This is a genomic window from Promicromonospora sp. AC04 (assembly GCF_003058225.1).
Lineage (GTDB): Bacteria > Actinomycetota > Actinomycetes > Actinomycetales > Cellulomonadaceae > Promicromonospora.
On the sequence record NZ_QBUG01000001.1, the window covers coordinates 1,206,193 to 1,227,798 of the forward strand.

Sequence of the window (21,606 nt, forward strand, 5' to 3'; positions counted from 1 at the left end):
GCAGAAGCGGTGCGACGGTCGACGGTGATGCTATGGAAAGGTGCCGCCTCAGCACGGTGGCATCCTCCTGACGCACCACGTGCCGTTCCCTGCGAAAGACCGAGCCCTGCGCGTGGTTCGCCACGGTCCCCGGCGGACAGCGGAACGTGAGGACGGTCGCCGTGGGCCACGGCGCCCGCCGTCATGCGTGTCGGCTCGTGGGTGGTCCGATCCGTCGCCCCTCGGCGGTGTGGGCCGATCGGCCGGCCTCGACGACATGTCGGTAGAGCATCCAGGTGGATCCGGCAAAGGCCAGGCTCAGGGCCGTCGTGGCGAGCGGGTTGGCAAGGGGCACGAGCATCTGTGCTGGGACGACCGTCGCCGCGAGGTTGAAGATCGCGTGCGAGAGCATGCAGGGCCACAAGACGCGGGTGTGCTCGTAGACGAGCCCCAGCACCACCGCCAGAGGCAGAACCAGAGCGAGCTGGACAACGTTGCCGTGCAGGAAGCCGAACGCCACGGTGGTGACGACGACCGAGGCGAGGACGCCGACCCGCTTTCGCAGCAGCGGGTAGATCAGTCCGCGGAACAGGGCTTCCTCACCCAACGGTGCGGCGAGCAGGGTGAGCAGGAGGGCCGCTTCGAGGTCAGCCATCTGCCGGGCCTGGATCGACCGGTCGAAGCCGGCCGATCCCGCTGTGGCATAGATCCACAGGGCCAGCGACTGGCCGGCGAGGAAGGCCAGGGCGGTGCACGCGACCACGGACCATCCGAATCGGGGCGTCGCGCCCTTCGCTCGCCGGCCCGGTTCGTGGGCGAGCCACCGGGGTCGAACAAGTCGCGTCGTGCAGATCAGGGTAGCGATGAGACCTCCGAGTGCGGCGGTGCCGATGATCGGATCGCCGACGACCAGCACGACGGCCGCACCGGCACCGAGATAGACCGCGACGACCGCCGAGGGCACCAGGACGGACCATCCGACGTCGTGGAGGCGAGAGATGGTCGGTGGCGCCGTCATGGGCTCCTCCTCCAGGGGCTTATGCGGGTGCGCTGAGCTGGTCGATGATCACGGCCTGGACGCGGGTGTCGCCTCGGAACGTGTTCAGCTGCAGCGTTGCCGTGAACCGCATCGTGCCGAGCTCGGTGCGGCTCGCACGCCGCACGAGGTCCTGGAGCGCGCCGTGCTTGTCCTGGGCGGCGTTCCACCACAAGCAGGACAGGCCAGACCGGGTGACCAGCCGAAGATGCTGCGCTTCGGATCCGATCCGGTCGATGCGCAGACCGAGGGGCTCGATCGCGAGCTGCACGACCGGAGCGGTGAAACTGTGGCCGAAGGGCTTGAGGGTCTCGGTCCGGCGCACGAGCTCGAACAGGGGCGTGAGGTCGTCGATGCCTGCGTCGCAGTCTGCGTCCGGGCCGAGCACGAGGTCGCCCTGTGGGGCATCGGGGTCGACGGCGAGCAGAGCGACCCGGGTTGCCTCGGCCAGGATCTCGGCCAGGTCGCCGAGCTTGTCGGCGCTGGACACGCGCACGCCGCACGCTTGCTGGTGGCCGATCCCGCTGAGCCCGTCGTGGGGCTCGAGGCTGGCGATGATATCGAACCAGCCGGGTGCGCGACCCGAACCACTGACGAAGTCCTTGGCCGCGTTCGGGCGGTCGACGACGATGACCGGGTGTCCGGCGTCCTGCATCAGTTGGTTGGCCAGCAGCCCGTACATGCCTTTCGGGGCATCCGAGAAGTAGACCCATGGCGCCAGCGGTTGGTCGCCGTGCGTGAGCGCTTCGAGGTGCTTGGCCGTCAGCTGCTTGCGGCGCTCGTTGCCACGGATCACCCGGTGCGCCGCGGCGAGCTTCTCGTCGGGCGCGGCGGCGGTGAACACCGCGAAACAGTCCTCGAGCGGGTCACCGGTGCGCCGAGGGCTGTTCATCGCCGGTGCCAGGTAGAAGCCGTAGAAGCCCTCGTCGATGCTGTCGAGGTCGCGGATCTTGCCGGTCTGCGTGAAGGCCTTGAGCATGAGCGCAAAACCCTCGAACGCATCCAGGAAGGCCGGGTGGTGGGACTCGGTGCGCAGCAGCTGCATCATCGTCGAGTTCTCGATGTCGATCAGGTGCGGCTCGGCGTCCCCGTACGCGCCGTTCGGCCTCGGCGGTGAGACCCACAGGAGCCGGGCGATCGAGAGCGAGTCGCGGACCAGCTGACGGTTCTCGTAGAGGATCGGCATGACGTCGGAGACGGTACCCAGGCCGGCGAACAGACGCAGCAGGTGGATCGCCCACAGCTTCTCAGGTCGATACTTGCGGGCGTAGGCCTCGAGGACTTGGTACAGCACGTACGCTCCGCAGATGCCCGGGTGAGCGTAGCTCTCGTCCATCCGGCAGGGGTCGACGGTGACGTCCGCGGCGGACCCCGGCGCGAGCTCCTCGTGGTGATCGGTCACCAGCGTGGTCCAGCCCAGTGCCCGCGCTGCGGCGATCCCGCGGTGGGAGTTCACTCCCCCGTCACAGGTCAGCAGGACCCGGGTCTCGGGCCACGCCTGATGGATCTCGTCAATGTCCTCGGGCGTGAGGTCGTGCCCGCGGCGGTAGTCAGGCACGTGCAGTTCGACATCGAGGCCGAGCTCGGACAGGCCCGCGAGACCGAGAACCCCAGAAGCGATGCCATCCATGTCGAAGTCGGGCGCGATGGTGACCTTCTCGCCCGACGTCCGAGCAGCGTGCAACGCTTCGACCATCTCGGACAGACCCAGGAGCACGTCATGCTCGGTGGACTCGATCGCGGTGAGATGGGCCTCCGTCCAGCCCCGACGCTGGCACAGCAGAGCAAAGAGATCGGCCTGACCGACGCTGAGGTGAGAGTCGTCAACGGTCTGGAGCGTGGACATGGCGATGGCCTCTCGATCGGGTCGACGGATGCGGGGCGCGGAACGACACCACACCGGATGGTGCGATTCTAGCAACCACGATCGCTAGAACTGTGAATTCCACAACATCTAGGGATGTGATTCCCACCCCTTTGTGATAGATCTATCGCAACGGTGGGAAATGGCCTTCTCTCACGGTTGCCAATGGTCTAGCATCGTCAACATGGCACGTAAGGCAGTGATCTCGTCGGACATCAGCGGAGACCCGGACGCCGCGACGGTCGGCTTCGGCCTGGGTGACAGTTGGTTCGAGGTTGATCTCACCGCCGCCGAGAAGAAGGAGCTCCAGGCAGCTCTCGCCCGCTATGTGAAGGTTGCGCGGCCCGCAGGCAAGAGGGTTCCGAGGAAGTACGCTCCCGAGACCACCCCGGAAGAGCGCGAGCTGATCCGCGTCTGGGCACGAGGGCAGGGCTACGAGGTCAAGGATTGGGGCCAGATCTCGAACGTCATCCTCCTGGCGTACCAAGAGGCGACTGGGCACAAGAAGATGGAGCGAGCCTTTACGGCGAAGGTGCGCAAGCAGGTCCTCAATTGGGCCGAGGGGCGCGGCTACCACGTCGACGAGAAGGCCCGGATCCCTAGTGAGACCATCAAGGAATATCTCGCCGCACACCGACGTGGCTAAGCAGATCCTCAGCGTGTAGGTCAGGGTTCAGAGCCCTACACTTTCCGCGTTCCCGGACGAAGGACTCGGCCGACTGGCATCGCGTCGATGACCTGGAGACCGGCCGCTTGCGCGCAGGATCGGCAGTGCACGGTGCCGTGCGAGAAGTGCCCGCGGCGCCCGCAGGCCAGAAGCTGCTCATTGGTCCGCTGCGGGCAACTCGGACGTCGGCACAGGTCGAGGAACGCCGTACAGCGAACCTCGGCCCCTGTGTCCGAGAAGGCCTGTGCGGCGTGAACCATGCGCTGGTTGCGGTGGAACCCTGCCCCGTTGCCGCCTCCGTTCCAGTCGGCGGGGAACGTCAGGATGCCGAAGCCCGCGTCACGCCACAGGCGCTCCGCCATGGCATCGGCGCCCTTGTCACAGTGACCGGACAAGAGCAGCGGCTTCACGATGTTCTCGGCTCCCCAGGTGCGCCAGACGTCGCGGAAGACCGAACGCATGGTCGGCTCGTCGTCCCAGGTGCGCGCACCGGTGACGAGAACGATGTGGGAGAACGTCGCCGGAGTCCTTGCGGGAATCATTCGGAGCTCCTCTCGGTGGACGTCACGCTCGAAAGCGGACCGGGCACAAGTGCGTACGGCCGTGCACCCGGGCCAGCTCCGCTGGCCGACCATCCCGGGGTGGGCGGTCAGCACTTCAGCGTGGGCCTGGGCAGGCTCCAGCGTTGGCGTCCTGGTGTGAGCGGCGCGGCTTCCACCGTTGCGAAGCAAGGCGCCTTCTGCGCTGGATCGCCACTTGGGGCATCGGCACGCGCCCACTCCTGAGCCCGGCGCGCAGCGCCGCGCGATCCACCGCGCCCGCCTTCCTTGTCGCGGCCGGCCAGGCCTATGCAGGCTGCGGCGCACAGCGGGGGGGTGTTCGACTCGAGCGAAGCGCTGGGCATGGCCGAGGGAGCGCCAGCGAGCGAGGAACCGGCGAGCGAAGCGAGCGGTGGAACCTGTCGGCTATGCCGACTAACACGTCCTCGCAGCGCAGCGGAGAGGCCGAGCGGAGCGAGGGTCCGCAGGACGCGTGTTATCAGGTTCCCTTATGCCCTTTGCTTCCTCTCTCCACTGCATCGCGTCCGGAGCCTTGGCGGAGGACCGATGCGGCCTTCATCAGGGGAAACGGTCCGTACCTCCTTGACCCGTACCTCTGCCATATTTCCGCGCAGCGGGGTACGGGTCCGGACGTTTCGCCTGGTCATCGCACCTTCTGGGTGTACCGCACTCTTGACGACCGTGATACGCCCGTACAGGTCTCGCGGATGCCGGGCGCAGCCCGGTTCATGACCGCGTGGTCACGACAAGCTGCCGCAGGCGCCCCGGCGACCGAACTTTGCCGCTCGGAGCCATCGCAACGAGGACGACGCGGGGCAGCGGCGGCCGTCCCTCCCTCCGCGGTCAGTCCGTTGGCCGCTCGGCCCCGTCGTCGTTGAACATGGTGCGAAGTCGGAGGATCTGCGCACCTTCGGACGACGTGCGGACTCCTGCCTCGGCCGTCGCGAATCCGACACCGTGATCTCTGGCGAGCTTGTCGAGCATGGGGCGCACGTCGGAAGAGCGGGAGATCCGGTCGGTTGATCGCGCGACGATGACGTCGATCTCTTCCGCTTCGGCCATGCGCAGGACGCGGTTCCAGCCGGGCCTGTCGGCGTCGTTGCCAGACGTGAAGTCGTTCTCGACCGCTACGACCCGCCACTGTTGCTCATCGCAGAGCTGCCGACACTCCCGCTCCTGGAGCGGATGCACCATGGGGCTGGGATTCGCTCGAGCCGAGCGGGTGTAGATGGCTGCGCGCTTGTCCATGAAGATGAGTATGGACGAGCACCTCACGTCCCGAGAGAGCAAGCCCGTGTCCCGAACCGATGCGGCGCCACCATCGCACCAGGATCCCTCGCGCGTGCCCGGAGTGGCCCTGCGCATCTCCTTGACGTCTCGCGCGAGTCTCCACGATGTGCCGTCCGGGCCGCAGCCAAGGCGTGTCAACGTCGAGCGCGAGCCTCTACCCGGTCCTGCCGGCGCACTGATGCGTGCAGCGACTTCGGAAGGGACGCGGCAAGGACACCTTGGGGCGTCGCGGACGGCTGGCGATGTGACCCTGCTCGGCCATGTCGCAACTTCGGTTGGCCCCTCGGCGTCCCGTTGATGGCTCTGGTGCGACACCCCAGTGGTACCTCAGCGCTCCCCCGCGCGGATGGGGCACCGAGGCGTCTTCCCGACGTCCTGCCTGCCACCCGGCACGTATGTCAATGAGCCTCGTTGGTGTACTGTGCACGTATGACATAGGCACGGACCGTCTATACGCTCTCGATTGGCAATGGCCCGTGTTGCAAGGTGCACATGAAGGAGAGGTGACTCCGTATGGCAGCACACATCGTGTTGATGGCACGGCCGGACGGGCGTCGACGGCACGCTCGGGGGCCCTGGTGAGCACGGCCGCGAAGCAGCAGGGTGGGCCCCGCAAGGTCCGCTGGACCGTGCCCGCCGTCGACACCTCCGTGATCGCCTGGCTCGACGCCCAGGAGAACATCTCGCAGTCGGTACGACTGCTCATCCGGGAGGCCATCCAGCGCGACGGGTACATCGACGTCGTCTACAAGCCGGTCGAACAGCTACCCCGCCGCGACCGGTCGCAGGACGCGGGGCCGGTCGACGCGCGGCCCGTGGGCGACCCGGTTCCAGACCGGCCGGAGCAGCACGAGGAGCCGGCATCCGCGCCGGCCGGCGTATCCAAGGAGCCTGCACCTCCGGTGCAGGTGTCCGTCGACGAGATCATGGCCAGTACCCGGCGGTAGCCGGGCGGCCCTCGCTCACCAGCCAGACAGTGCGACACCATCCGTGAACGACATCAAGGGGTCGAAAGAATGAGCAGCAGCGGCAACGACATCATCACGCTCACCGGCGGCATCGACGTCGGCAACGGCTACGTCAAGGGCGTCATCCAGAACACGAAGACCGCCGTGTTCGACGAGATCGACCTGCCCAGCGCAGTGGTCTCGACGTCACGCACCTCACCGAAGGTGCCCCTTGCCGACAGCGAAGCGTTCGCCGTGGTCACTGGCGACTTCTACAACCAGCTCGACTGCTCGCTCAGCACCCCGCTCGTGGCGGCTGCGGACCGACGCATCTTCGGCCGAGCTGCGCTGTCGGTCCGCGGCTCGAAGTTCACCGAGTTCGAGGTGATCGGCAAGCACTCCAAGGCCGACCAGGAGCTGTCAAAGGTGCTCGTGCTCGGCGTGTTCGCCGGCAAGGCGCTGCGTGATCACGTCACCACGCACGGCGCGCTGCCGGACCACGAGCTGCGCGTGCAGGTGCGCGCGGGACTCGCCCTGCCGATCTCCGAGTACGTCGCGCGGCGCCATGCCTACGCCGCGGAGTTCACCGGCGCTCAGGGTGGCACGGACCGCACGGTGCACCTGGTGACGATCAAGAACTTCAGCACCCCGGTCTCGGTGCGCCTGGAGTTCATCGACGTGCAGGTGATGGCCGAGGGCGCCTCGGCGCAGTTCGCCATCACGGACAAGGGTGAGCTCCTGGCCCAGGCGCTCCTGCAGGACCTGCGAACTCGCGACGCCTCGCTCGTCGAGGGCGTCACGGCGGCCGACCTGGTCGCGGTCAAGAACACCATCGGCGTGGACGTGGGCGAAGGCACGGTGAACTTCCCCGTCTTCACCGGCGGGCGGTTCAACCCGGAAGCCGCAGCCACGCTCGAGGAGGGGTACGGAACAGCGCTGATGAACGCCATGGAGCGCATGAACGAGTCGGACTCCACCCTGCAGTTCTCCTCACGCAAGCAGCTGGCGGACTTCCTGCACGCGAGCCCGTCGGTGCTCCAGAGGTCGCGCCACGACCGCGCAGCAGGCTTCGTCGAGATCGAGGCCGGCTACCTGGTCGACGAGATCGTCTCCGCACTCGGCGACGTCCTCTCGCAGGCCGGTGCGACGACCGAGGTCGTCTACGTCTACGGCGGCGGCTCGGGCCCGATCAAGGACCTGCTGCACCCCGCTCTGCTCAAGGCATCCGGTGACGTGCCCGTGCTGTATCTGGACTCGAGCTACTCACGCCACCTGAACCGTGAGGGCCTCTACATCGCGGCTCGCCACGTCGAGCAGAGCGCGCAGACGGCGCGCGCCGAGCAGACGAGGGAGCAGGCCACGGTGTGGTGAGCGAGGACACGGACGGCGAGCAGACGAACGTGCCCCATGGCGGAGTACGAACGCATCGCGCTCGCCGGCGTCCGGACAAGCCGGGAGGACTGAACGATGACGATGATCGAGATGGGCAGCGACGAGCTGGTGACTCGCCAGTCGTCGTGGCGTGAGCGCTCAAGCTGTCTGGACGAGGATCCGGAGATCTTCTTCGCCGGTGGCGGGGTCAGCCGCACCGCGAAGAAGATCTGCGCGTCCTGCCCGGTGCGCGAGCAGTGTCTTGAGCTGAGTGTGCGCAACGACGAACGTTTCGGTATCTGGGGCGGTCTGACCTGGGCCGAGCGGAAAGCGCTGACGAAGCACCGCCCTACGTGAGAGGAACAGCCCCGGTCCACGCGCTGACTGCCCGCTCGGACGAGAGGTCGAGCCCGAAGGAGCAGGAGAAAAGAAGACCCCACCGTACGGAGCATGTGCTCCGTACGGTGGGGTCTTCGATGTCAGCTCGCACTCCTGCGCTTGAGGTGTGGGTCGCTCTCGACCAGGTGCTCCGGCGGGTCCAGCTGGACCCGTTTGCCGTCGAGGACGACCTCCGTGACCCAGCTGTAGCCGAGGATGGCCGGGTCGGTGCGACGTTCTGCTGGGGTTTCTGCGATCTCGACGATTCGCTTCCAGTGCCAGTCGGGCATGCCCGCCCTGACCCACTCCTTGCTCGTGACCTCGCCGAAGGCGTGAAGAGACAGGGTCAGGGCCTGGAGACCGGGCTCGTCCTTGACGTCTACCCAGGTCGTTCGTGGCTCAGTCACGGGAGACTCCCTCGACCGTCGAGAGGTGCGCCCGGACGGCCATCGTCAGTTCGCCCAGCATGTTCGCCCCAGGCACGGGCTCGTGCCTGGGGCAGAAGCACGAGCCCCAGAACTGGTCGTGCCAGTGGTTGGTCTCGACGAGCTCGAGATCGCCGGTGTCGACGAGGCGCTGGGCGAGGCCGGGCAGCGCGTACTTCGCGGTGAGCACGCGTTGCATGGCCCAGACCCGGACGCCGGTGTCCCAGCCTGGCCGGAGCGCCACCCGACGACCCTGCCGCTTCGCCAGGGACGGCGTAGGTGCCGCGAGAACGTCTCTCTGCTCGGCGGGATCGAGGGTCTTGAGGGCGTTGAACGCGTGCTCGCCGGAGGCAGCCTCGCCCCCGAGCTGGGGAACGAAGAAGGGCGTCTCGTCGAAGTTCGAGAGGAACCCAAGTGGGCCCGAGAACATCGGTGTGGAGTCGTGCTGCGTCAAAGCAATCACCTCAGGAGTCGTTGGTGGGTTCGTCCCAAGACCCGGATCAGCTGCGCTGATCACAACGAAAACAGACCCCACCGGGAGAGCGCAGGCTCTGCCGGTGGGGTCTGCGGTGCGAGCGCGTTAACTCAGCTCCTGCGCTCGATGCGTGTGGCCCCGCTACCTTCCTGGAGCCCGGTGGCCAGGTCGTACCAGAGGCCGCTGCGGAGTCTGACGAGGGTCCTGGCCGGGCGAGCCAGCCACCGCCCGGTGACCGATGGATGGTGACGACGCTCGACGATCGTGCTGACGGCGACGGACTCGTCGATGTTCTCGTCCCGGACCCACTTCGTGCCGCCGTCGCGGGGGTCGGCCGGCACCTGCTTCATGTGCGCAGGGTGGTCGAGGTTGCGCTTGACGACGACGCGATCGCCGATCTGCAGGTCACCAAGGGGGGTGCTCACGCTCGACATGGTGGAGTCCTTCCTCGTGTGCTTCAGACGACTGCCGCTTCGGGCGTCGCTGTTGGGCCGGTCTCGCCGCGGACAAGATCGGCGAGTGCCCGCGAGTAGCGTTGTGAGGCGAGCTCGACGGCTGCTTGCTCGCCCAGGTCGTGCCTGCCCGGGACGCTCCCGGCCTCGTCCATCGCCTGGATGGCGGCGGCGAGACGCAGGCGTGCTCGGGCTTCTGCTCGACGCAAGGCGGGATGGCGCTCGGCCATCACGGCGAGCCTGAAGGTCGTGGCGACATCTTCGACGGACGCGGCATCGGCGTCCTGCTGGTCCGCGGTCATGTCTGTGCTCCTTGGTATTGGTCGAGCCGCGACGGCCCCTGTATCCCAGAGGTCTGCTCGAGCCGGGTCAGCTCACGGGTGAGCACCCCTCCAGAGAGCGAGATCCTCATGACTGGATCGCGTCGGTTCGATCACCTGGGGGTTCATACTCCGTCCGGAGGTCACCACCAGTGCCGGAAGATGTACCTGCCCCGGGGCAGCTCGCCCCGGCGGATGAGGTCGGCCAGGATGCCCTCCAGCGACGGTGTGAAGGCGAGGTCGGCGTCGAACCGGTCCGGGAAGACGGCGCCCGCCAGGTCGGTGGTCTCCGGCGCGTCTGCCTGGACGGTGACCTTCGTGGGGTCGGTGCTGACGGAGATGCTCAGCCAGTAGTCGAGCTGTGTCATCCCGGTCCTCGTGACACTCTCCTGTCGAAGACGGTCGTATCCGAGGTAGACCTCGGTCCGGTCGAAGTCGTGCAGCGCCTGTTCGTAGTGGTCGTCGGACTCCAGCTCGTAGAGCTTCACGCTGTCGTTGGGCAACGACTCCTGATCTCGCTGGCAGCCTCGCAGCGAGCTGTAGGGCTTGCCGTAGACACGTTCGGCGATCGTCTCGATCGGGATGGAGCCGTTGTCCTGAGTGGCACAGTGCGCGTGTGGCTCGAGGACGTAATACCTGTGGGCGATGTAGGTGGTGTCCATCGGGGGCTCAGCGCAGTTCGATCCGCTTGCCGCGCGCGAGCTCCGCGCCGGAGACGACGATCCGTTGGCCGCCGACCGGGTAGCTCGGGTGGTCGGACGACACGACAGCACAGGTCCAGGAACCAGGGTGGCGCCGCCGTGGCAGGGGCTCCTGGTCGACGCCGTCGGGCAGCGCGTCACGCCGGTACTCGATGGGTACGACCACAACCCGGTACCGGCGATCGGTGCGCGGCTCGATCCAGGGCAGCTCGATGAGCAGGTCCTGGGGCCAGCCCGAGATCGTGACCGGCAGCGTGGACAGGCAGTAGTTGATCGAGCCGGCCGGGGCCGCGGCGAGCCGCGCCTGCTCCTGGTCGACGGTCTCGACGAAGCCGATGCGTTCGAGGAAAGCCATGGTGGTCAGAGCTCCTTGTTGTAGGTCAGGCGACCGCGCGGTGCACCAGCACCAGGCGCGAGCCGGGGGTCGGGAACAGCCCGTGCTCCGCGGTCGAGACGAACGCGATGCCCACTGGCGAGATGTGTGTTCCGATGACCGCAGCCATCCCCGGACGTTCATCCCGGTCCGGATGCAGGTCACGCACGGCCACCAGGTCGCCGGCGCGCAGCAGGCGGGCGCTCTTGCCGCCCAGGAGCCTGTGCCGCCCGGTCGAGCGGTAGACGAGGTCGAGGAAACCCGGGGCGGGGTCCTGGAACCACTCACGGAAGGCGGGGGTGAGGGTGTCCACCTCGTCCCCGCTGGTCGTGGTGCGCATCCCGCCGCGTCTCAGCGGGTCTCGCTGTAACCGCATTCGGGGCACGTGTGGGAGACGTCCTTGCGAGAGCGGACGCCCGAGGCGCTCGACTCCATCGGGACGCCGTCGTTCGGGCAGGTGAAGCTGGGCATGATGGCCTCCTGGAGAGCGTGAAGATGTCCTTCAGCTCCAGGTCCGGATCAGCTCCGCTGATCCACGCCTCTCGCCCCTGAGAAGATCCGGGTGCCGGAGAAAGACGCACCCCGTCGCGACTGCCGCCGTGGGCAGGGGCGCAACGGGGTGCTGTTGGAAACCGGTGCCACGGAGATCTCCAGGAGCGCGCCACGGTGATCGTCCGTGACGCTCAGGAATCGAACCTGTTCCGTGGTCGGTCCGCACGGTTGGCCACTGGCGCGCACCGAGGATCGGTCGGTGCGCTGCGGGATCGAACCGCTCCGTGCGGAAGTCTTGGTCAGGGCCGGCCGACCGGTGACGACTCCCGGTGGACGATCACCACGTGTGCTTGCGCTGGTAGCCGATCGACACCAGGCACCCGAGCAGGATGTCGAGCGCTTCGCCTGGAAGAGCCTTGCGCGAGAACCGCATGTCACGGCCGAGGTGCTTGTACCAGGTCCCCCGGATGCCAGACGCGAAGTGCTCGAAGTTCATCGGACAGCCGGAGGAGGTGCCACCAGACGGCGGCATCTGCGTGCTGGGGTCGTTGTCCCGCCAGTCCACGGTCTCAGCGTGGATCCCGCCGTCGCACCAGCAGTAGTCCCTGATGGCGAAGATCTCGTTCTGGAACCACCCTGCAGCGTTACCACCGATACCCCACTGGCCGATCGGCTCGCCGGAGCGCGCGTCGGGCAGCCCGGCAACCGCCCCGCCGAGGAACGCGACAGCCGCCTCGAGCTCGCGGTCCTGGACCCACTCACGCTCGGCCACGGCTACTCACCACCATCCGATCACCATGGCCCGGTGGTGCCCGGCGGGCTGATCGCCCGGTTGCTCCGCGTCCTCCGGGGAGAGTTCTGCCGCCCTCAGCCCGAAGTGCTGGATGAGCGACCGAGCGATGTCGTCAGCCATGGGCTCGGTCGTGGGATCGAGGGTGGTTTCGATCGCCTCGGCGATGGTGGCTGCCATGTGTTCCTGCAGCTCAGACTGCTTGCTCATGAAGGGTCCTCTCGGGAAATCGCCTCGCGGCCGGGCTGGGTCTGCGCGCACGAGGCTTCGTGGCCGTTGGTACGGACTTGGGGAGAAGAGAGATCCCCGTCCGAGGAGCGCAAGGCTTCTCGGACGGGGATCGGTTTCGACGCGGTATTCAGTTGTCGGTAATCAGTTGTGCAACGCGGCCTGGACCGGGCCCGGGAGGTGCTTCCATCCAGGCGACGGTCGTCGCTCGTGGCGGGCTGTCTCGCGGGCTTCTATGCCCCGAAGGGGAGCTGCTCGTCCTGGACGGCGCTGGCGGCCGCCGGCTGGGCGGCCGGCGCTACGGCGAGGGCGGGCTCGCGCCGGATGGCCTGGTTCTCCGCCTCCGCGGTGACGACGCGCTCGGCCAGGCGCGCCTGGGTGACCGAGCGCGGCTCGAGGAAGGTGATGTCCTCTGCGGTCACCTTGAGGTCGAAGATCTGCTCGCCGTTCTTCGAGTAGCGGTCCATCCGCAGTGTGTAGCCGACGGCGACCAGGTCTCCCTTGTGGATGTTCGAGTAGGGGCCCAGGCCCTGGGTCTGCGAGCGGACGAAAGCCTCGACGGGGATGCCGTCGGACTGGCGCTCGTTCTGCGCGTTCGTGTAGTTGCGGTCGGCGAAGACCGTGAAGAGGACCTTCTTGGAGCCGTCCTTGTTCTCGAAGACCTTCGGGTCATTCGCGAGGCGTCCGACGACGGTTCCGTTGTTGCGGGGGTTCGACATGTTGATGCTCCTCGGGTACGCGAGAGCGCGCGGTCGATGTCGTCGATCCGCGCGCGATGGGTTGGTTGAGCTGTTCGGGTTGCCTGTCGAACCACCGTCCGGTCAGCTCCGCTGAGCAGACGACGATCGTCGTGACGAGCCGCATCAGCGTCTGCTGATCTAGCGTTCCTGCATGCAATCGCCCTTCCGGATCGACTTCGTCGATCCCAGAACCGCTCACTGCACAAGCCGAGCACCAGCGCAGTGGTTGCATCCGACGGTCCCTGTCCGCACGCCGGTCGACACCGGTCAGACCGCCGTGCTCGGTTCGATGGCGTCGAGCCACTCGCGTGCCTGACGCTGGCCGGCGAACAGGTACGTGTTGGACTGCCCGTAGTCGTTCTGCTCGCGGCCGTACCACTGACCATCCAGCGCCGTGATGCCGGCCTGGATGAGAGCGCCGGCGCCCGTGGCGACCGTGGCCTCACCGTCTCCGGCGAGGAACGCGTCGTTCACGGCGGCGAGCACCTCGTCATCTGTGACGGTCTGCGTCGGCCGGGGGAAGTGCTCGCTGATGAAGGCGAGCACGGCGGGCCAGGTGCGCAGGTTGGTGCGTGTGTGCTGGTAGCCGAGCGTCGGGACGTAGTCGCTGACGGTGACCAGCCAGCCCTTGCCGGACGGGACGTGCTGCCACGTCGCGGCGCCCTTGTCCGGGCGGACGAACCAGACGCGCGAGCTCGCTGCCTCCACGGGGTTGAAGAAAAGACCACGGGACATATCGATCGCCACCCCGGTGACGTCGGCGAGAGACATGGCACGCCTCTGGATCGCCGCGCCGGGCAGTCCCGTGGACCTGCCACCGCGGAACGTCTCACCGGTGTGCAGGGTGTGCACCATGAGGCCGTCCTCACGGTGGGTACGGACCGGCCCGGTGTACTCGCCAGGCACAGCCCAGATGGCCGTACCGATCTTCTGCATGTGGCTCATTGGTTCTGTCCTGTCTGGGTAGCGGCATTTCGGGTCCCGACCCGGGCGCCATGTCGGCCCGCCGGTCAGGAGGTTGCTCGGCTGGCAGCCCTTGGACCAGATGGCCCGCCGCGCGCGGGTAGCGCCATCAGTCAGCTGGTCGTCGCCGGCCGGGTCCGTGCCGGCCAAGGGGCGTTCGCCGGTCAAACGCGGGTACGCGATCGGTTTCTTTGTGCGTGCTGCCCGCCGGCACGTCAACCGGGTACTCGGCTGTCCAGGCTGCTGGATCTCCTCGAGGCACTCGATCAAGAGCGCGCTCGGGTCTGTCACAGGGTCACCTCGACCTCGTAGGCGGTCGAGAGGAACAGCCCGACGACCACCGAGCGCACGCGCTTGACGAACCCAGCAGCTTCGAGCCGAGCGGTCAGGCCCTGGTGCTCGGACCAGTCCTTGATGAACACGTTTCCGGGCGCAGGAATGAAGCCGTAGCTCAGGAGATCCACCGAGAGCCGCTCGGGGCCCTCGTCGGTCATGAGCACCAGCGTCTGGTACTCCCTGTCGTGCCGGAGTGAGCCGGACAGCTCGATGTTGCCGAAGTCGACGGTCACGCCGTCCTTCTCGGTGATCGCAGTCATGGATCTTCGCCTCTCTCGGACCTGTCGTGGTGGATGTGGTGGGCCCGCCCCGGGCCACCCCCGCTTCGCTGGACGCGAGAGCGTGTGGCAGGTGCGGCGAGGTGCTTCCGGTTGCTGGTCGCACGGGCCGTCCCGGCGGCCGAGGCCGCGTTGTCCTGCAAGAGCTCATCCGGATCGACTTCGTCGATCAGACCCACAGGAACAGCCGAGAGATAGAGCTCCGTCTACGCGAACCGAATGCGGGCGACCAGGTCTCTTGCCAGTCGCTCGGCGACATCCAGGCCCAGGACGACGTCCTCGTCGGTGGTGTCTGTCGCGACGATGATCGAGCCGTCGGTGTGCTCCGTGGCGACGTACACGTGCTGCGTGTGGTCGTTGTTCCAGAACCGGGCGGGGTCGCGGGTGGTCACCATGCCTCCTGCAGCGTCGTGGAGCTGCTGTGCTCGCCGCGGTTCCGAGTGCAGGTCGTGCCCATGGATTGCTCCTTCGGTCGGTGTGGGTGGCCTGTCGCTGTAGTCCGGCACCCCGCGTGCGCCGTGTTTGGCAAGGCACGCGGGGCGGGTTCGGGGATGGCAGGTCTCGCCAGACGTGCTCGCTGCCACGCAGGTAGCGGATCGGGGACTTCAGCGGGTGCTGCGATGGTCGGCATGCGTGCCGGGGATGTTCGTCATGAGCGGCCCCGGACGCAGCCGTGCTGCGTCAGATGTCCCGCTCCCGGCCGTGTGCCGAGACGAGCTGGGAGCAGCCGCAGGTCTGCGACCTCTCGGGCGTGATGCGTCAGCGGGCAGGACACCGTGGGGCACGGTCGCCGGCCCAGAACCGTTTCTCTGCTAACGGGGTGCCGCCCTTGGGGGCGGTGAGAAGATGCGGGGTATGACCCAGGACGACGGCCGCGACGGACTGATCAGCCGCCTGCACCATGTCGGCTACTACCCAGAGCTCGTCGCGGGTGTGCTTGACGTGACGCTGGCAGGCGAGTCCGTCGTGGCACACCTGGTGCAGGCTGAGACGGAGCTCGACGAGGAGGCCGAGGTCTTCCGTCACCTCACGGCATTGGTGATGACACCAACCCGTCTCGTCTTCGCGCATGTCGACGAGCACGCCGGTGAGCTCGACGAGCACGGTAACTCGGCGACGGCGAGCACCGAAGCGGTGCTGTTGCGCCGCATCCGGTCGGTGGGGGTGTCACACGTGGTCGTCTCCCCCGAGAAGTACACGGGTCCCACGCCTGCGGACGAGGTCACCGTGGCGGTCGGGTGGAGCGCGGGCGCCGCCGTCGAGCTTGAGCCCGCGACCTGCATCAACCCTGAATGCACCGCTGACCATGGGCTGACCGGGAGGGTCACGCCTGACCGGGCCATGATCCGGGTCTCGGCGGAGGGCAAGGACGCCGTTCGCGCCGCCGTCGACTTCGCCCGGACGTTGTCCCGCGCCACGTCGACGGCCTAGGCCGAGCCACGACACCGTCCGGGGCGAGACGTCGCAGTACATGAGGGGCTGCGTCGCCCGCAACCGTTGGCATCCGGTGTAGTGGGCTCAGCACAGAATGGCGACGGTGTGGCCACAGGTAAGATGCCAGATCTCGTACTGCGGGCCCCTGCCCCAGGCATCGTCCCAGGCGGGGTCGTTCTCGAACGAGTGGTCGACGATCTCTCGAGGCACACCCGGCTCGGACGTCTCGTCGTAGGAGCACAGGTCGCACCACTCCTGCCGAGGGTCGACCAGGCCCACCGGTGCGGCGCCCGGTCGAGTCGGGACGCTCGCCCGCGCAACTGGGGCGAGCGCCGGCGAGAGCCACCTGGAGGCCGAGGTGACGGAAGGGACGGGTTCGTGTCTGGTGAGCGCATCTTCGGGTCGGATCGGTGCGCTGACGGCGTGCTGTGCGTCAGTCGTGCTGATGGTCTGCGTGCTGGTCATGACTACTCCTGGGGGGGGTGGCAGGGCTTGGGGTGACGCCGTCGCCTGAGGCGGCCTGTCAAGGTCAGGCCGGTGCCTGGCTTGCGCTCCCGGTCGTGGGCTGTCGTTGTGGGACGCGCTCGGCTGCGATCTGGCGGCTTATGGGCGCGAACGCTCGGCCGGCGCCACGGCCGCGTCGCAGAGGAACCCCGGTGATGCCGTGCGCATCACCGGGGTTCCTTCTTTTTTCGTAGGGCGGGCCTCTGCGTCAGGGCCGCGAGCGTGCGCAGCTAGCCGTTGCGCGCCTCTTGGACCGCGTTCACAGCAGCTCGCAGCGCCTCGTCACCCAGGCCGCGGTCCACGTTGTCCTCCGCAACGTCGTACAGGTCGGCGAGGGCCGAGTTGATGGTCTCGACGCGGCGCATCGCAGCCCGCGTCGTCTCGCGCATCGCTTCGTACTGGGCCTGCTCTTCCGGGGTCGGGACACGCGACGGCCGGTAGGTGCCCTGGCTCTTCCGGGCGCTCATGAAGCCACCTCGTAACCGGCGCCGAGCAGCGCCGTGCGGTGGTCGAGCGTGCCGGCCGTGGAGCCCGGCAGCTCGGTCGCGGCGGTCACCGACCCGTCAGCATCGGAGCCGAAGACGTAGGTCTCGGCGTGCATGGTGGTCCCGCCCGACACACGGTCGTGCTGAGGTGCCTGCAGGGCGGAGACCACGACGTGCGCGTGCCCCTGCAGCGGAGGGTCGAGCTGGTACAGCGCCGCCATCCCGTGGAACTGGGGCAGGCGTGTCCTGAGCAAGGTTGCTCTCTTCACGATGCGAACTCCTCTGCATGGCGTCGGAGGGCGTGGTTCCACACGCTGGCGGTCTCGGCCAGGGCGGCGGCGAGATGCGGTGACCGCTCGAGCGAGGCGGACAGTGCGTACTCGATGGCGGTGCTGTCCATGGCGATCCGAGCCCGGCCGACGGCGAGGCCGTATCCGGCACCGGACCAGTAGCGGTCCGCCGCGAGGTGCAGTGCCGGGTGCAGCGCGGGGGCGCCCGCACCCGGCCCGAGCGGTATGGGTCGTGACTCCAACGGTGCGAACCAGGTCAAACCGGCCACATGGGGACGGTCCGGGTCGGGGATGCTCGCGGGGTCGAGGACGGCCGGCGGGAGGTAGGCCGCGGCGACCTCACCAGGCTTCGGGCAGGTGTGCTCGTCGCCGGTCCAGAACCAGTTGCCGCAGTTCTTGCACTGCCTGCGGTCGATGTGCTCGGCGATCATCGGTCCGCCTCGCACTGCTCTGCTGCCGTCTCGAAGGCGGCAACCGCTTCGGCGGTGTCGAGCTCGGCCTGCTGGACGAGCTCCAGCTCGGCGTCGAGGCGACGTGCCGCCTCAGCGATCGTGTCTTCGTCGCGGGTCCGCTCGGCGTCGTACCGCTCGGATGCCCGCTCGCCGGCCAGCGCGTCATGCTGGTCGGCCGTATCACGGTGGGCTCGCTCGTCGCGTCCGGACTCGATGAGGTCGGCCACGCACGGCGGCGTGTTCGTCGCGATGAAGTGGGTGATCGGTTCGGGCTCGGGCGTGAGGGTCACTGTCAGGACGTGCCCGGCGGCCGCGGCACCCAGCAGCGCGATCGCCATGGCGGCGTACTGGACCAGCACGGGGGACCATCGTTCCTTCTTGCGTAGCACTAGAATCTCCTTCGGTGGTGCCGTCACGTCCGGGTCTGCAAACTGGGGCGTGGCGGCATTGCTTGCCTGAGGCGTCAGGCGGCGAAGGCTCGCTCGTTCGTTCCCGCTCGGCCCCGGAACGCAGGCCATCGGCGAGGTCGAGCGGCAGTTGACCTGGCCGCCGTCGATCGTTTTGACCGAGTGCGGCAGGTCGGAGCACCGGAGATCTGCAGGTCGCCGACTATCTGAGCCGGCATCTGTTCGAGCTCCCACGTCGCATGTCGAGATGTCGACATGACGTGTCAGGGACCTCTCCGGATCAACTCCGTTGATCCCACACCGACCCGAACGGATCCCGAGTCTGCTCACGTGGACGAGCCCCGCTCGGCGTGCACTCACGTAGATCGCCGTCCACGCTGGCCTCTCCACCCAGCCGCCTTCTATGTGATACACCTTTGTCATAGGCTGGAGCAGTGGCCGCCGCGCAACGGCCCAGCGCCCGTCTCGAGGCCGCCCAGGATGAGGAGAGACCGGTCATGACAACCACGCAGAAGCCGGATCACGCAGGGCAGCCGGTCGACAAGCGCGCTGGCATGTTCATCCGGGTGTCGAGCGATGACAAGCAGCGGGCAAAGTACTGGGCCGACAAGCGCGGCTTCGCATCAGTGAACGAGTACGCCGCTGAGGCGCTGGCCGAGCAGGTCCGGCGGGAGAACCTGGACTACGACCTGCCGACGTTGGAGATCGCACGGCTCAACGAGCTCGTCGACCAGGTCAAGGCGCTCTCGACGAACCAGGCGAACCTCGAGCGTGTCGTCACCCAGGGGCTCGACTCGCTGATCGGACTCACCCGCGGCGACAACTACCTGCTCGACGACGAGGACGGCGAGCTGTCATGAGCAAGGACTTCGCGGAGATGCTGGAGACGACGGCATCCACCGACGAGGCACTGGATGTCGACATGCCGTTCCTCGAGGCCTACCGGCGCGGCGGGAGCACTGAGCTGCACCGGGTCCAGGCCCAGGCGTCACGGGCCACGCCCGACACCCGGCTCGACGAGCCCGGGGACCACGCCGGCGCGGACCACGCCGATCCACTCAGGCCGGACCAGGGACCCAGCCCGCGGGAGCCTGAGCGCCCCGCCGGGTCCAACCGGAGGGAGCGCTCTGATGGGACCGGTGGCGCGGCGGCAGGCGCACCCAGCGAGAGGGTCCCTGTCGAACCGACCGGGGGCTCCACAGTCGTCGCGGGTCCCGCGCGCGAGGAGCCGGTAGACACGCGCGCCGATGTTGCCGGCAGCGCCTTGCCACAGGAGAAGCGTGAGCCTGCGGCCGGTGCCGAGACACCGGCCTCGCTCCGGCTGACCGACCACCAGGAAGCGGTGCAGAGTGCGGTGTCGGCGAAGGGCGGCTCAGGTGGCGCAGAGGGCACCGCGGCGCTCCCCCAGTCGGGGTTCCGGATCTCGGGGGTCAAGAGTCAACCGCACATCAGGTCACTGCCCGACGCCATCGTCGCCGTGCTGCGCGAACATCTGCGCTCGGCCGCCGTCCGTGAGCTGGGTGTGAGCGACACAGCAGCTCGCGACTTCAGCCAGAGGCTGAGTCAGGGCACGCTGGTGACCGCGTTCTTAATGGCGCAGCTCGACGTACGCATCGACGCGGACGCAGCCACAGCGCGCGCGGCCGAGCTGTTCCGCTCCGGGGACCCGCTGCTGGGTAGCGTCGCAGCACGGCTCGAGGAGCTCGAGGCCGCCGAGCACGAACGTGACAGGCTGCTGCACAGGTTGCTCGACGAGCTCGGGAGAGTTCGTGAGACCAACGACGTGATCGAGCAGGCTGTGGCGTACTCCATCGCCGATCGGACCGAGAACTTTCTGCGGGGCTCGCACGACATCCGGGACGCACCGATCACGCACAAGGACGCGCTGTTCGTCCGCGACAAGGTGCGCGATGCGACCAGGAAGCAGGCGCAGCTCGAGCGCGAAAGGGCTGGACGGCCCATGAGGTGATCTCGCCGAAGAAGAAGTCGCTGATCTAGCGGTCCCCGATGTCTCCCCGATCAGACTTCCTCCGCTGCCTGGCACGCTCTCGGCGCGCCCGATCAGCCTTGCTCGAGGCAAGAAACCCCTCGTTCGTCATCTCCGGCCGTCGCGGGCTGATCCCCAGCTCTCGGGCATACCCCTTGAGCAACACGCTATGGAGGCGTTCACGGTCCACTCTCTCCCATGCAAGACAGCCGCTCACTAGGAACGACGTGGCCATGCCAAGCCATGCGTCCGCGGAGGACAACCTCGCGTTCGTGACGAACTCGATGCCGCTCGCGCTGTCCGCCTCTGCAAGATAAAGATCCGCCTGATAAAGGCTCGGATGCACATAGTTCGACGCAATGCGGTAGTGGAGATACGTTGTCTCACCTCCGACGAGACTCTCGCAGACGCGCTGGAAGTGTTTTACGTCGAAATCCGCATGGAGCCGATCCAGAAACTTCGCCGAATCCTTGACCGTTTCGTTTTCACCTGACATCGCGCCGACACTCACCGCCTGGTTCAGCGCATTGAAGCGCTGCCTTGCACCTTCTCGGACGAATGACTCGACGTCGTCGCGGAACAGTTCGAGCCACATCGCCTGCATCCCGACTCGAGCATCTGACGAATAATCGGCATGGCGGCGATGCGGCGCGTTTCGTCGTCGGTGGACGACCGCCAGAGCACTAGAAGCCCGTCCGCGAGTGTGACCAAATGAGCCACCGTCGAGAACAGAACGGGTGCGAAATAGCCGCTCGCACTGGCGACGGTTGACGCGGAGCGGTCCGCCCGCCACTGCGCAACGATCGACTCAATGATCTCGAGACATCGGGCGCTGTCAGGTGGCTGTGATGCCGGCGGATTCATCTGTTGAGTCTGCCAAACCGCGCTGGGGGCGATCAACTATTTTGTGGGGTGAACCGTAACGGCGTGGAGTATCCGCCTGGCGCCGTCATACAGTCGTCGAGAGGTGCCGATTACGCCAGCGGTGCCCAGTTCGGAGCCTTACGATCTATCTATGACCACGTCCGCTGAGAAGCTCGCCGATGCGTTGTTCTTCCAGGTCGCTGGCTACTGGCCGGAACGTCCGAGCTTGGATCGGGTGCTCGTAGCCAAATCCCGCGAACTCGCTGAGGTGCTTCTCGAGAGCGATAACCTCTGAGCCCAGCACTCGGTTTAGGCGGTGTTGGACCTACCAGCACCGCATCGTCGGCCGGGCAGGCTACATCCAGCTTGAGGACGTCGTCACCCTGACGAACACGATGTGGGCTCGGCTTGGGGTCAGAGGGGTGCTACTCCGTCTCCGCGCGATCCTTCGGTGCGCACGATCGGCCCGCGGGCGCTAAGCAGGCTTTCACGGTGCGGGGCTCGTCGGCACAGTAGAG

The 21,606-nt window shown here is 67.5% G+C and carries 31 protein-coding genes; 8 read left to right on the forward strand and 23 right to left on the reverse strand.

Annotated features, from left to right (window positions below; genetic code table 11):
- Positions 1 to 181 precede the first annotated feature (181 nt).
- Positions 182 to 997, reverse strand: coding sequence for a CPBP family intramembrane glutamic endopeptidase (locus tag C8K30_RS05165; RefSeq protein ID WP_108491743.1), 816 nt, complete (start codon positions 995 to 997; stop codon positions 182 to 184).
- A 19-nt stretch (positions 998 to 1,016) separates the two neighbouring features.
- Positions 1,017 to 2,861: a DHH family phosphoesterase gene (locus C8K30_RS05170; RefSeq protein ID WP_108491744.1), complete on the reverse strand. Its 1,845-nt coding sequence runs from the start codon at positions 2,859 to 2,861 to the stop codon at positions 1,017 to 1,019.
- 202 nt (positions 2,862 to 3,063) lie between these two features.
- On the opposite strand from C8K30_RS05170, the gene C8K30_RS05175 reads away from it, so the two are divergent.
- Complete coding sequence (locus tag C8K30_RS05175) at positions 3,064 to 3,525, forward strand: histone-like nucleoid-structuring protein Lsr2 (RefSeq protein ID WP_158280938.1); 462 nt, start codon at positions 3,064 to 3,066, stop codon at positions 3,523 to 3,525.
- A gap of 35 nt (positions 3,526 to 3,560) precedes the next feature.
- Here C8K30_RS05175 and C8K30_RS05180 read toward each other — a convergent pair whose 3' ends face one another.
- Entirely contained in the window at positions 3,561 to 4,181 is a 621-nt protein-coding gene (locus tag C8K30_RS05180) for an SLOG family protein (protein WP_369939347.1), read from the reverse strand.
- A gap of 768 nt (positions 4,182 to 4,949) precedes the next feature.
- Complete coding sequence (locus C8K30_RS05185) at positions 4,950 to 5,354, reverse strand: recombinase family protein (protein WP_158280939.1); 405 nt, start codon at positions 5,352 to 5,354, stop codon at positions 4,950 to 4,952.
- Between the two features lie 620 nt (positions 5,355 to 5,974).
- Here C8K30_RS05185 and C8K30_RS05190 point away from each other — a divergent pair.
- The 3 genes from C8K30_RS05190 (at position 5,975) to C8K30_RS05200 (ending at position 8,071) form a co-directional block, all read left to right on the forward strand.
- Positions 5,975 to 6,343, forward strand: coding sequence for a hypothetical protein (locus C8K30_RS05190; protein ID WP_108491747.1), 369 nt, complete (start codon positions 5,975 to 5,977; stop codon positions 6,341 to 6,343).
- Positions 6,344 to 6,412: 69 nt separating this feature from the next.
- Positions 6,413 to 7,714 (forward strand): ParM/StbA family protein, encoded by a 1,302-nt coding sequence (locus C8K30_RS05195; RefSeq protein WP_108491748.1) that lies wholly within the window; start codon positions 6,413 to 6,415, stop codon positions 7,712 to 7,714.
- A gap of 96 nt (positions 7,715 to 7,810) precedes the next feature.
- The gene (locus C8K30_RS05200) at positions 7,811 to 8,071 is read left to right on the forward strand and encodes a WhiB family transcriptional regulator (protein WP_233256973.1); all 261 of its coding nucleotides are present in this window, start codon (positions 7,811 to 7,813) and stop codon (positions 8,069 to 8,071) included.
- 122 nt (positions 8,072 to 8,193) lie between these two features.
- On the opposite strand, the gene C8K30_RS05205 is transcribed toward C8K30_RS05200, so the two are convergent.
- The 13 genes from C8K30_RS05205 to C8K30_RS05265 form a co-directional block, all read right to left on the reverse strand.
- Entirely contained in the window at positions 8,194 to 8,499 is a 306-nt protein-coding gene (locus C8K30_RS05205; RefSeq protein ID WP_108491749.1) for a hypothetical protein, read from the reverse strand.
- Complete coding sequence (locus C8K30_RS05210) at positions 8,492 to 8,971, reverse strand: NADAR family protein (RefSeq protein WP_108491750.1); 480 nt, start codon at positions 8,969 to 8,971, stop codon at positions 8,492 to 8,494. Before C8K30_RS05210 ends, C8K30_RS05205 begins: the two co-directional genes overlap by 8 nt.
- A 131-nt stretch (positions 8,972 to 9,102) precedes the next feature.
- A complete protein-coding gene (locus tag C8K30_RS05215) occupies positions 9,103 to 9,417 on the reverse strand; it encodes a hypothetical protein (RefSeq protein WP_146197345.1) in 315 nt (104 codons plus the stop codon).
- 32 nt (positions 9,418 to 9,449) lie between these two features.
- Complete coding sequence (locus tag C8K30_RS05220; protein ID WP_108491752.1) at positions 9,450 to 9,746, reverse strand: hypothetical protein; 297 nt, start codon at positions 9,744 to 9,746, stop codon at positions 9,450 to 9,452.
- Positions 9,747 to 9,907: 161 nt separating this feature from the next.
- A complete protein-coding gene (locus tag C8K30_RS05225) occupies positions 9,908 to 10,426 on the reverse strand; it encodes a hypothetical protein (protein WP_108491753.1) in 519 nt (172 codons plus the stop codon).
- A gap of 7 nt (positions 10,427 to 10,433) precedes the next feature.
- Positions 10,434 to 10,820: a hypothetical protein gene (locus C8K30_RS05230; protein WP_199230335.1), complete on the reverse strand. Its 387-nt coding sequence runs from the start codon at positions 10,818 to 10,820 to the stop codon at positions 10,434 to 10,436.
- 25 nt (positions 10,821 to 10,845) lie between these two features.
- Entirely contained in the window at positions 10,846 to 11,178 is a 333-nt protein-coding gene (locus C8K30_RS05235; RefSeq protein ID WP_108491754.1) for a hypothetical protein, read from the reverse strand.
- A gap of 489 nt (positions 11,179 to 11,667) precedes the next feature.
- Positions 11,668 to 12,102, reverse strand: coding sequence for a hypothetical protein (locus tag C8K30_RS05240; protein WP_108491755.1), 435 nt, complete (start codon positions 12,100 to 12,102; stop codon positions 11,668 to 11,670).
- A gap of 6 nt (positions 12,103 to 12,108) precedes the next feature.
- Positions 12,109 to 12,330 carry a hypothetical protein gene (locus C8K30_RS05245; protein WP_108491756.1) on the reverse strand — a complete coding sequence of 74 codons (222 nt, stop codon included), beginning with the start codon at positions 12,328 to 12,330 and terminating at the stop codon, positions 12,109 to 12,111.
- Positions 12,331 to 12,581: 251 nt separating this feature from the next.
- Positions 12,582 to 13,067 (reverse strand): single-stranded DNA-binding protein, encoded by a 486-nt coding sequence (locus tag C8K30_RS05250; protein ID WP_108491757.1) that lies wholly within the window; start codon positions 13,065 to 13,067, stop codon positions 12,582 to 12,584.
- Positions 13,068 to 13,355: 288 nt separating this feature from the next.
- The gene (locus C8K30_RS05255) at positions 13,356 to 14,033 is read right to left on the reverse strand and encodes a hypothetical protein (protein ID WP_108491758.1); all 678 of its coding nucleotides are present in this window, start codon (positions 14,031 to 14,033) and stop codon (positions 13,356 to 13,358) included.
- A gap of 305 nt (positions 14,034 to 14,338) precedes the next feature.
- Entirely contained in the window at positions 14,339 to 14,647 is a 309-nt protein-coding gene (locus C8K30_RS05260; RefSeq protein WP_108491759.1) for a hypothetical protein, read from the reverse strand.
- Between the two features lie 224 nt (positions 14,648 to 14,871).
- Positions 14,872 to 15,060 (reverse strand): hypothetical protein, encoded by a 189-nt coding sequence (locus C8K30_RS05265; protein ID WP_108491760.1) that lies wholly within the window; start codon positions 15,058 to 15,060, stop codon positions 14,872 to 14,874.
- Between the two features lie 460 nt (positions 15,061 to 15,520).
- On the opposite strand from C8K30_RS05265, the gene C8K30_RS05270 reads away from it, so the two are divergent.
- Positions 15,521 to 16,096, forward strand: a complete 576-nt coding sequence (locus C8K30_RS05270) for a DUF5998 family protein (protein ID WP_108491761.1) — start codon at positions 15,521 to 15,523, stop codon at positions 16,094 to 16,096.
- A gap of 87 nt (positions 16,097 to 16,183) precedes the next feature.
- Here C8K30_RS05270 and C8K30_RS05275 read toward each other — a convergent pair whose 3' ends face one another.
- From C8K30_RS05275 to C8K30_RS05295, 5 genes are all read right to left on the reverse strand, one after another.
- On the reverse strand, positions 16,184 to 16,564 hold the full coding sequence (locus tag C8K30_RS05275; protein ID WP_108491762.1) for a hypothetical protein: 381 nt from the start codon (positions 16,562 to 16,564) through the stop codon (positions 16,184 to 16,186).
- Between the two features lie 269 nt (positions 16,565 to 16,833).
- Complete coding sequence (locus tag C8K30_RS05280) at positions 16,834 to 17,070, reverse strand: hypothetical protein (protein WP_108491763.1); 237 nt, start codon at positions 17,068 to 17,070, stop codon at positions 16,834 to 16,836.
- Complete coding sequence (locus C8K30_RS05285) at positions 17,067 to 17,357, reverse strand: hypothetical protein (protein ID WP_146197346.1); 291 nt, start codon at positions 17,355 to 17,357, stop codon at positions 17,067 to 17,069. The genes C8K30_RS05280 and C8K30_RS05285 overlap by 4 nt, the downstream gene beginning before the upstream one ends.
- A complete protein-coding gene (locus C8K30_RS05290; RefSeq protein ID WP_108491765.1) occupies positions 17,354 to 17,809 on the reverse strand; it encodes a hypothetical protein in 456 nt (151 codons plus the stop codon). Before C8K30_RS05290 ends, C8K30_RS05285 begins: the two co-directional genes overlap by 4 nt.
- Positions 17,806 to 18,219, reverse strand: a complete 414-nt coding sequence (locus tag C8K30_RS05295; protein WP_108491766.1) for a hypothetical protein — start codon at positions 18,217 to 18,219, stop codon at positions 17,806 to 17,808. Before C8K30_RS05295 ends, C8K30_RS05290 begins: the two co-directional genes overlap by 4 nt.
- Positions 18,220 to 18,734: 515 nt before the next feature.
- Between C8K30_RS05295 and C8K30_RS05300 the strand changes: the two genes are divergently transcribed.
- Together C8K30_RS05300 and C8K30_RS05305 are read left to right on the forward strand one after the other, a co-directional pair.
- Positions 18,735 to 19,097 carry a hypothetical protein gene (locus tag C8K30_RS05300; protein ID WP_199230336.1) on the forward strand — a complete coding sequence of 121 codons (363 nt, stop codon included), beginning with the start codon at positions 18,735 to 18,737 and terminating at the stop codon, positions 19,095 to 19,097.
- On the forward strand, positions 19,094 to 20,206 hold the full coding sequence (locus tag C8K30_RS05305; RefSeq protein ID WP_108491767.1) for a hypothetical protein: 1,113 nt from the start codon (positions 19,094 to 19,096) through the stop codon (positions 20,204 to 20,206). Before C8K30_RS05300 ends, C8K30_RS05305 begins: the two co-directional genes overlap by 4 nt.
- 25 nt (positions 20,207 to 20,231) lie before the next feature.
- Here C8K30_RS05305 and C8K30_RS05310 read toward each other — a convergent pair whose 3' ends face one another.
- Positions 20,232 to 20,819, reverse strand: coding sequence for a hypothetical protein (locus C8K30_RS05310; protein ID WP_146197347.1), 588 nt, complete (start codon positions 20,817 to 20,819; stop codon positions 20,232 to 20,234).
- A gap of 420 nt (positions 20,820 to 21,239) precedes the next feature.
- On the opposite strand from C8K30_RS05310, the gene C8K30_RS30915 reads away from it, so the two are divergent.
- A complete protein-coding gene (locus C8K30_RS30915; RefSeq protein WP_199230337.1) occupies positions 21,240 to 21,383 on the forward strand; it encodes a hypothetical protein in 144 nt (47 codons plus the stop codon).
- Positions 21,384 to 21,606: the final 223 nt, after the last annotated feature.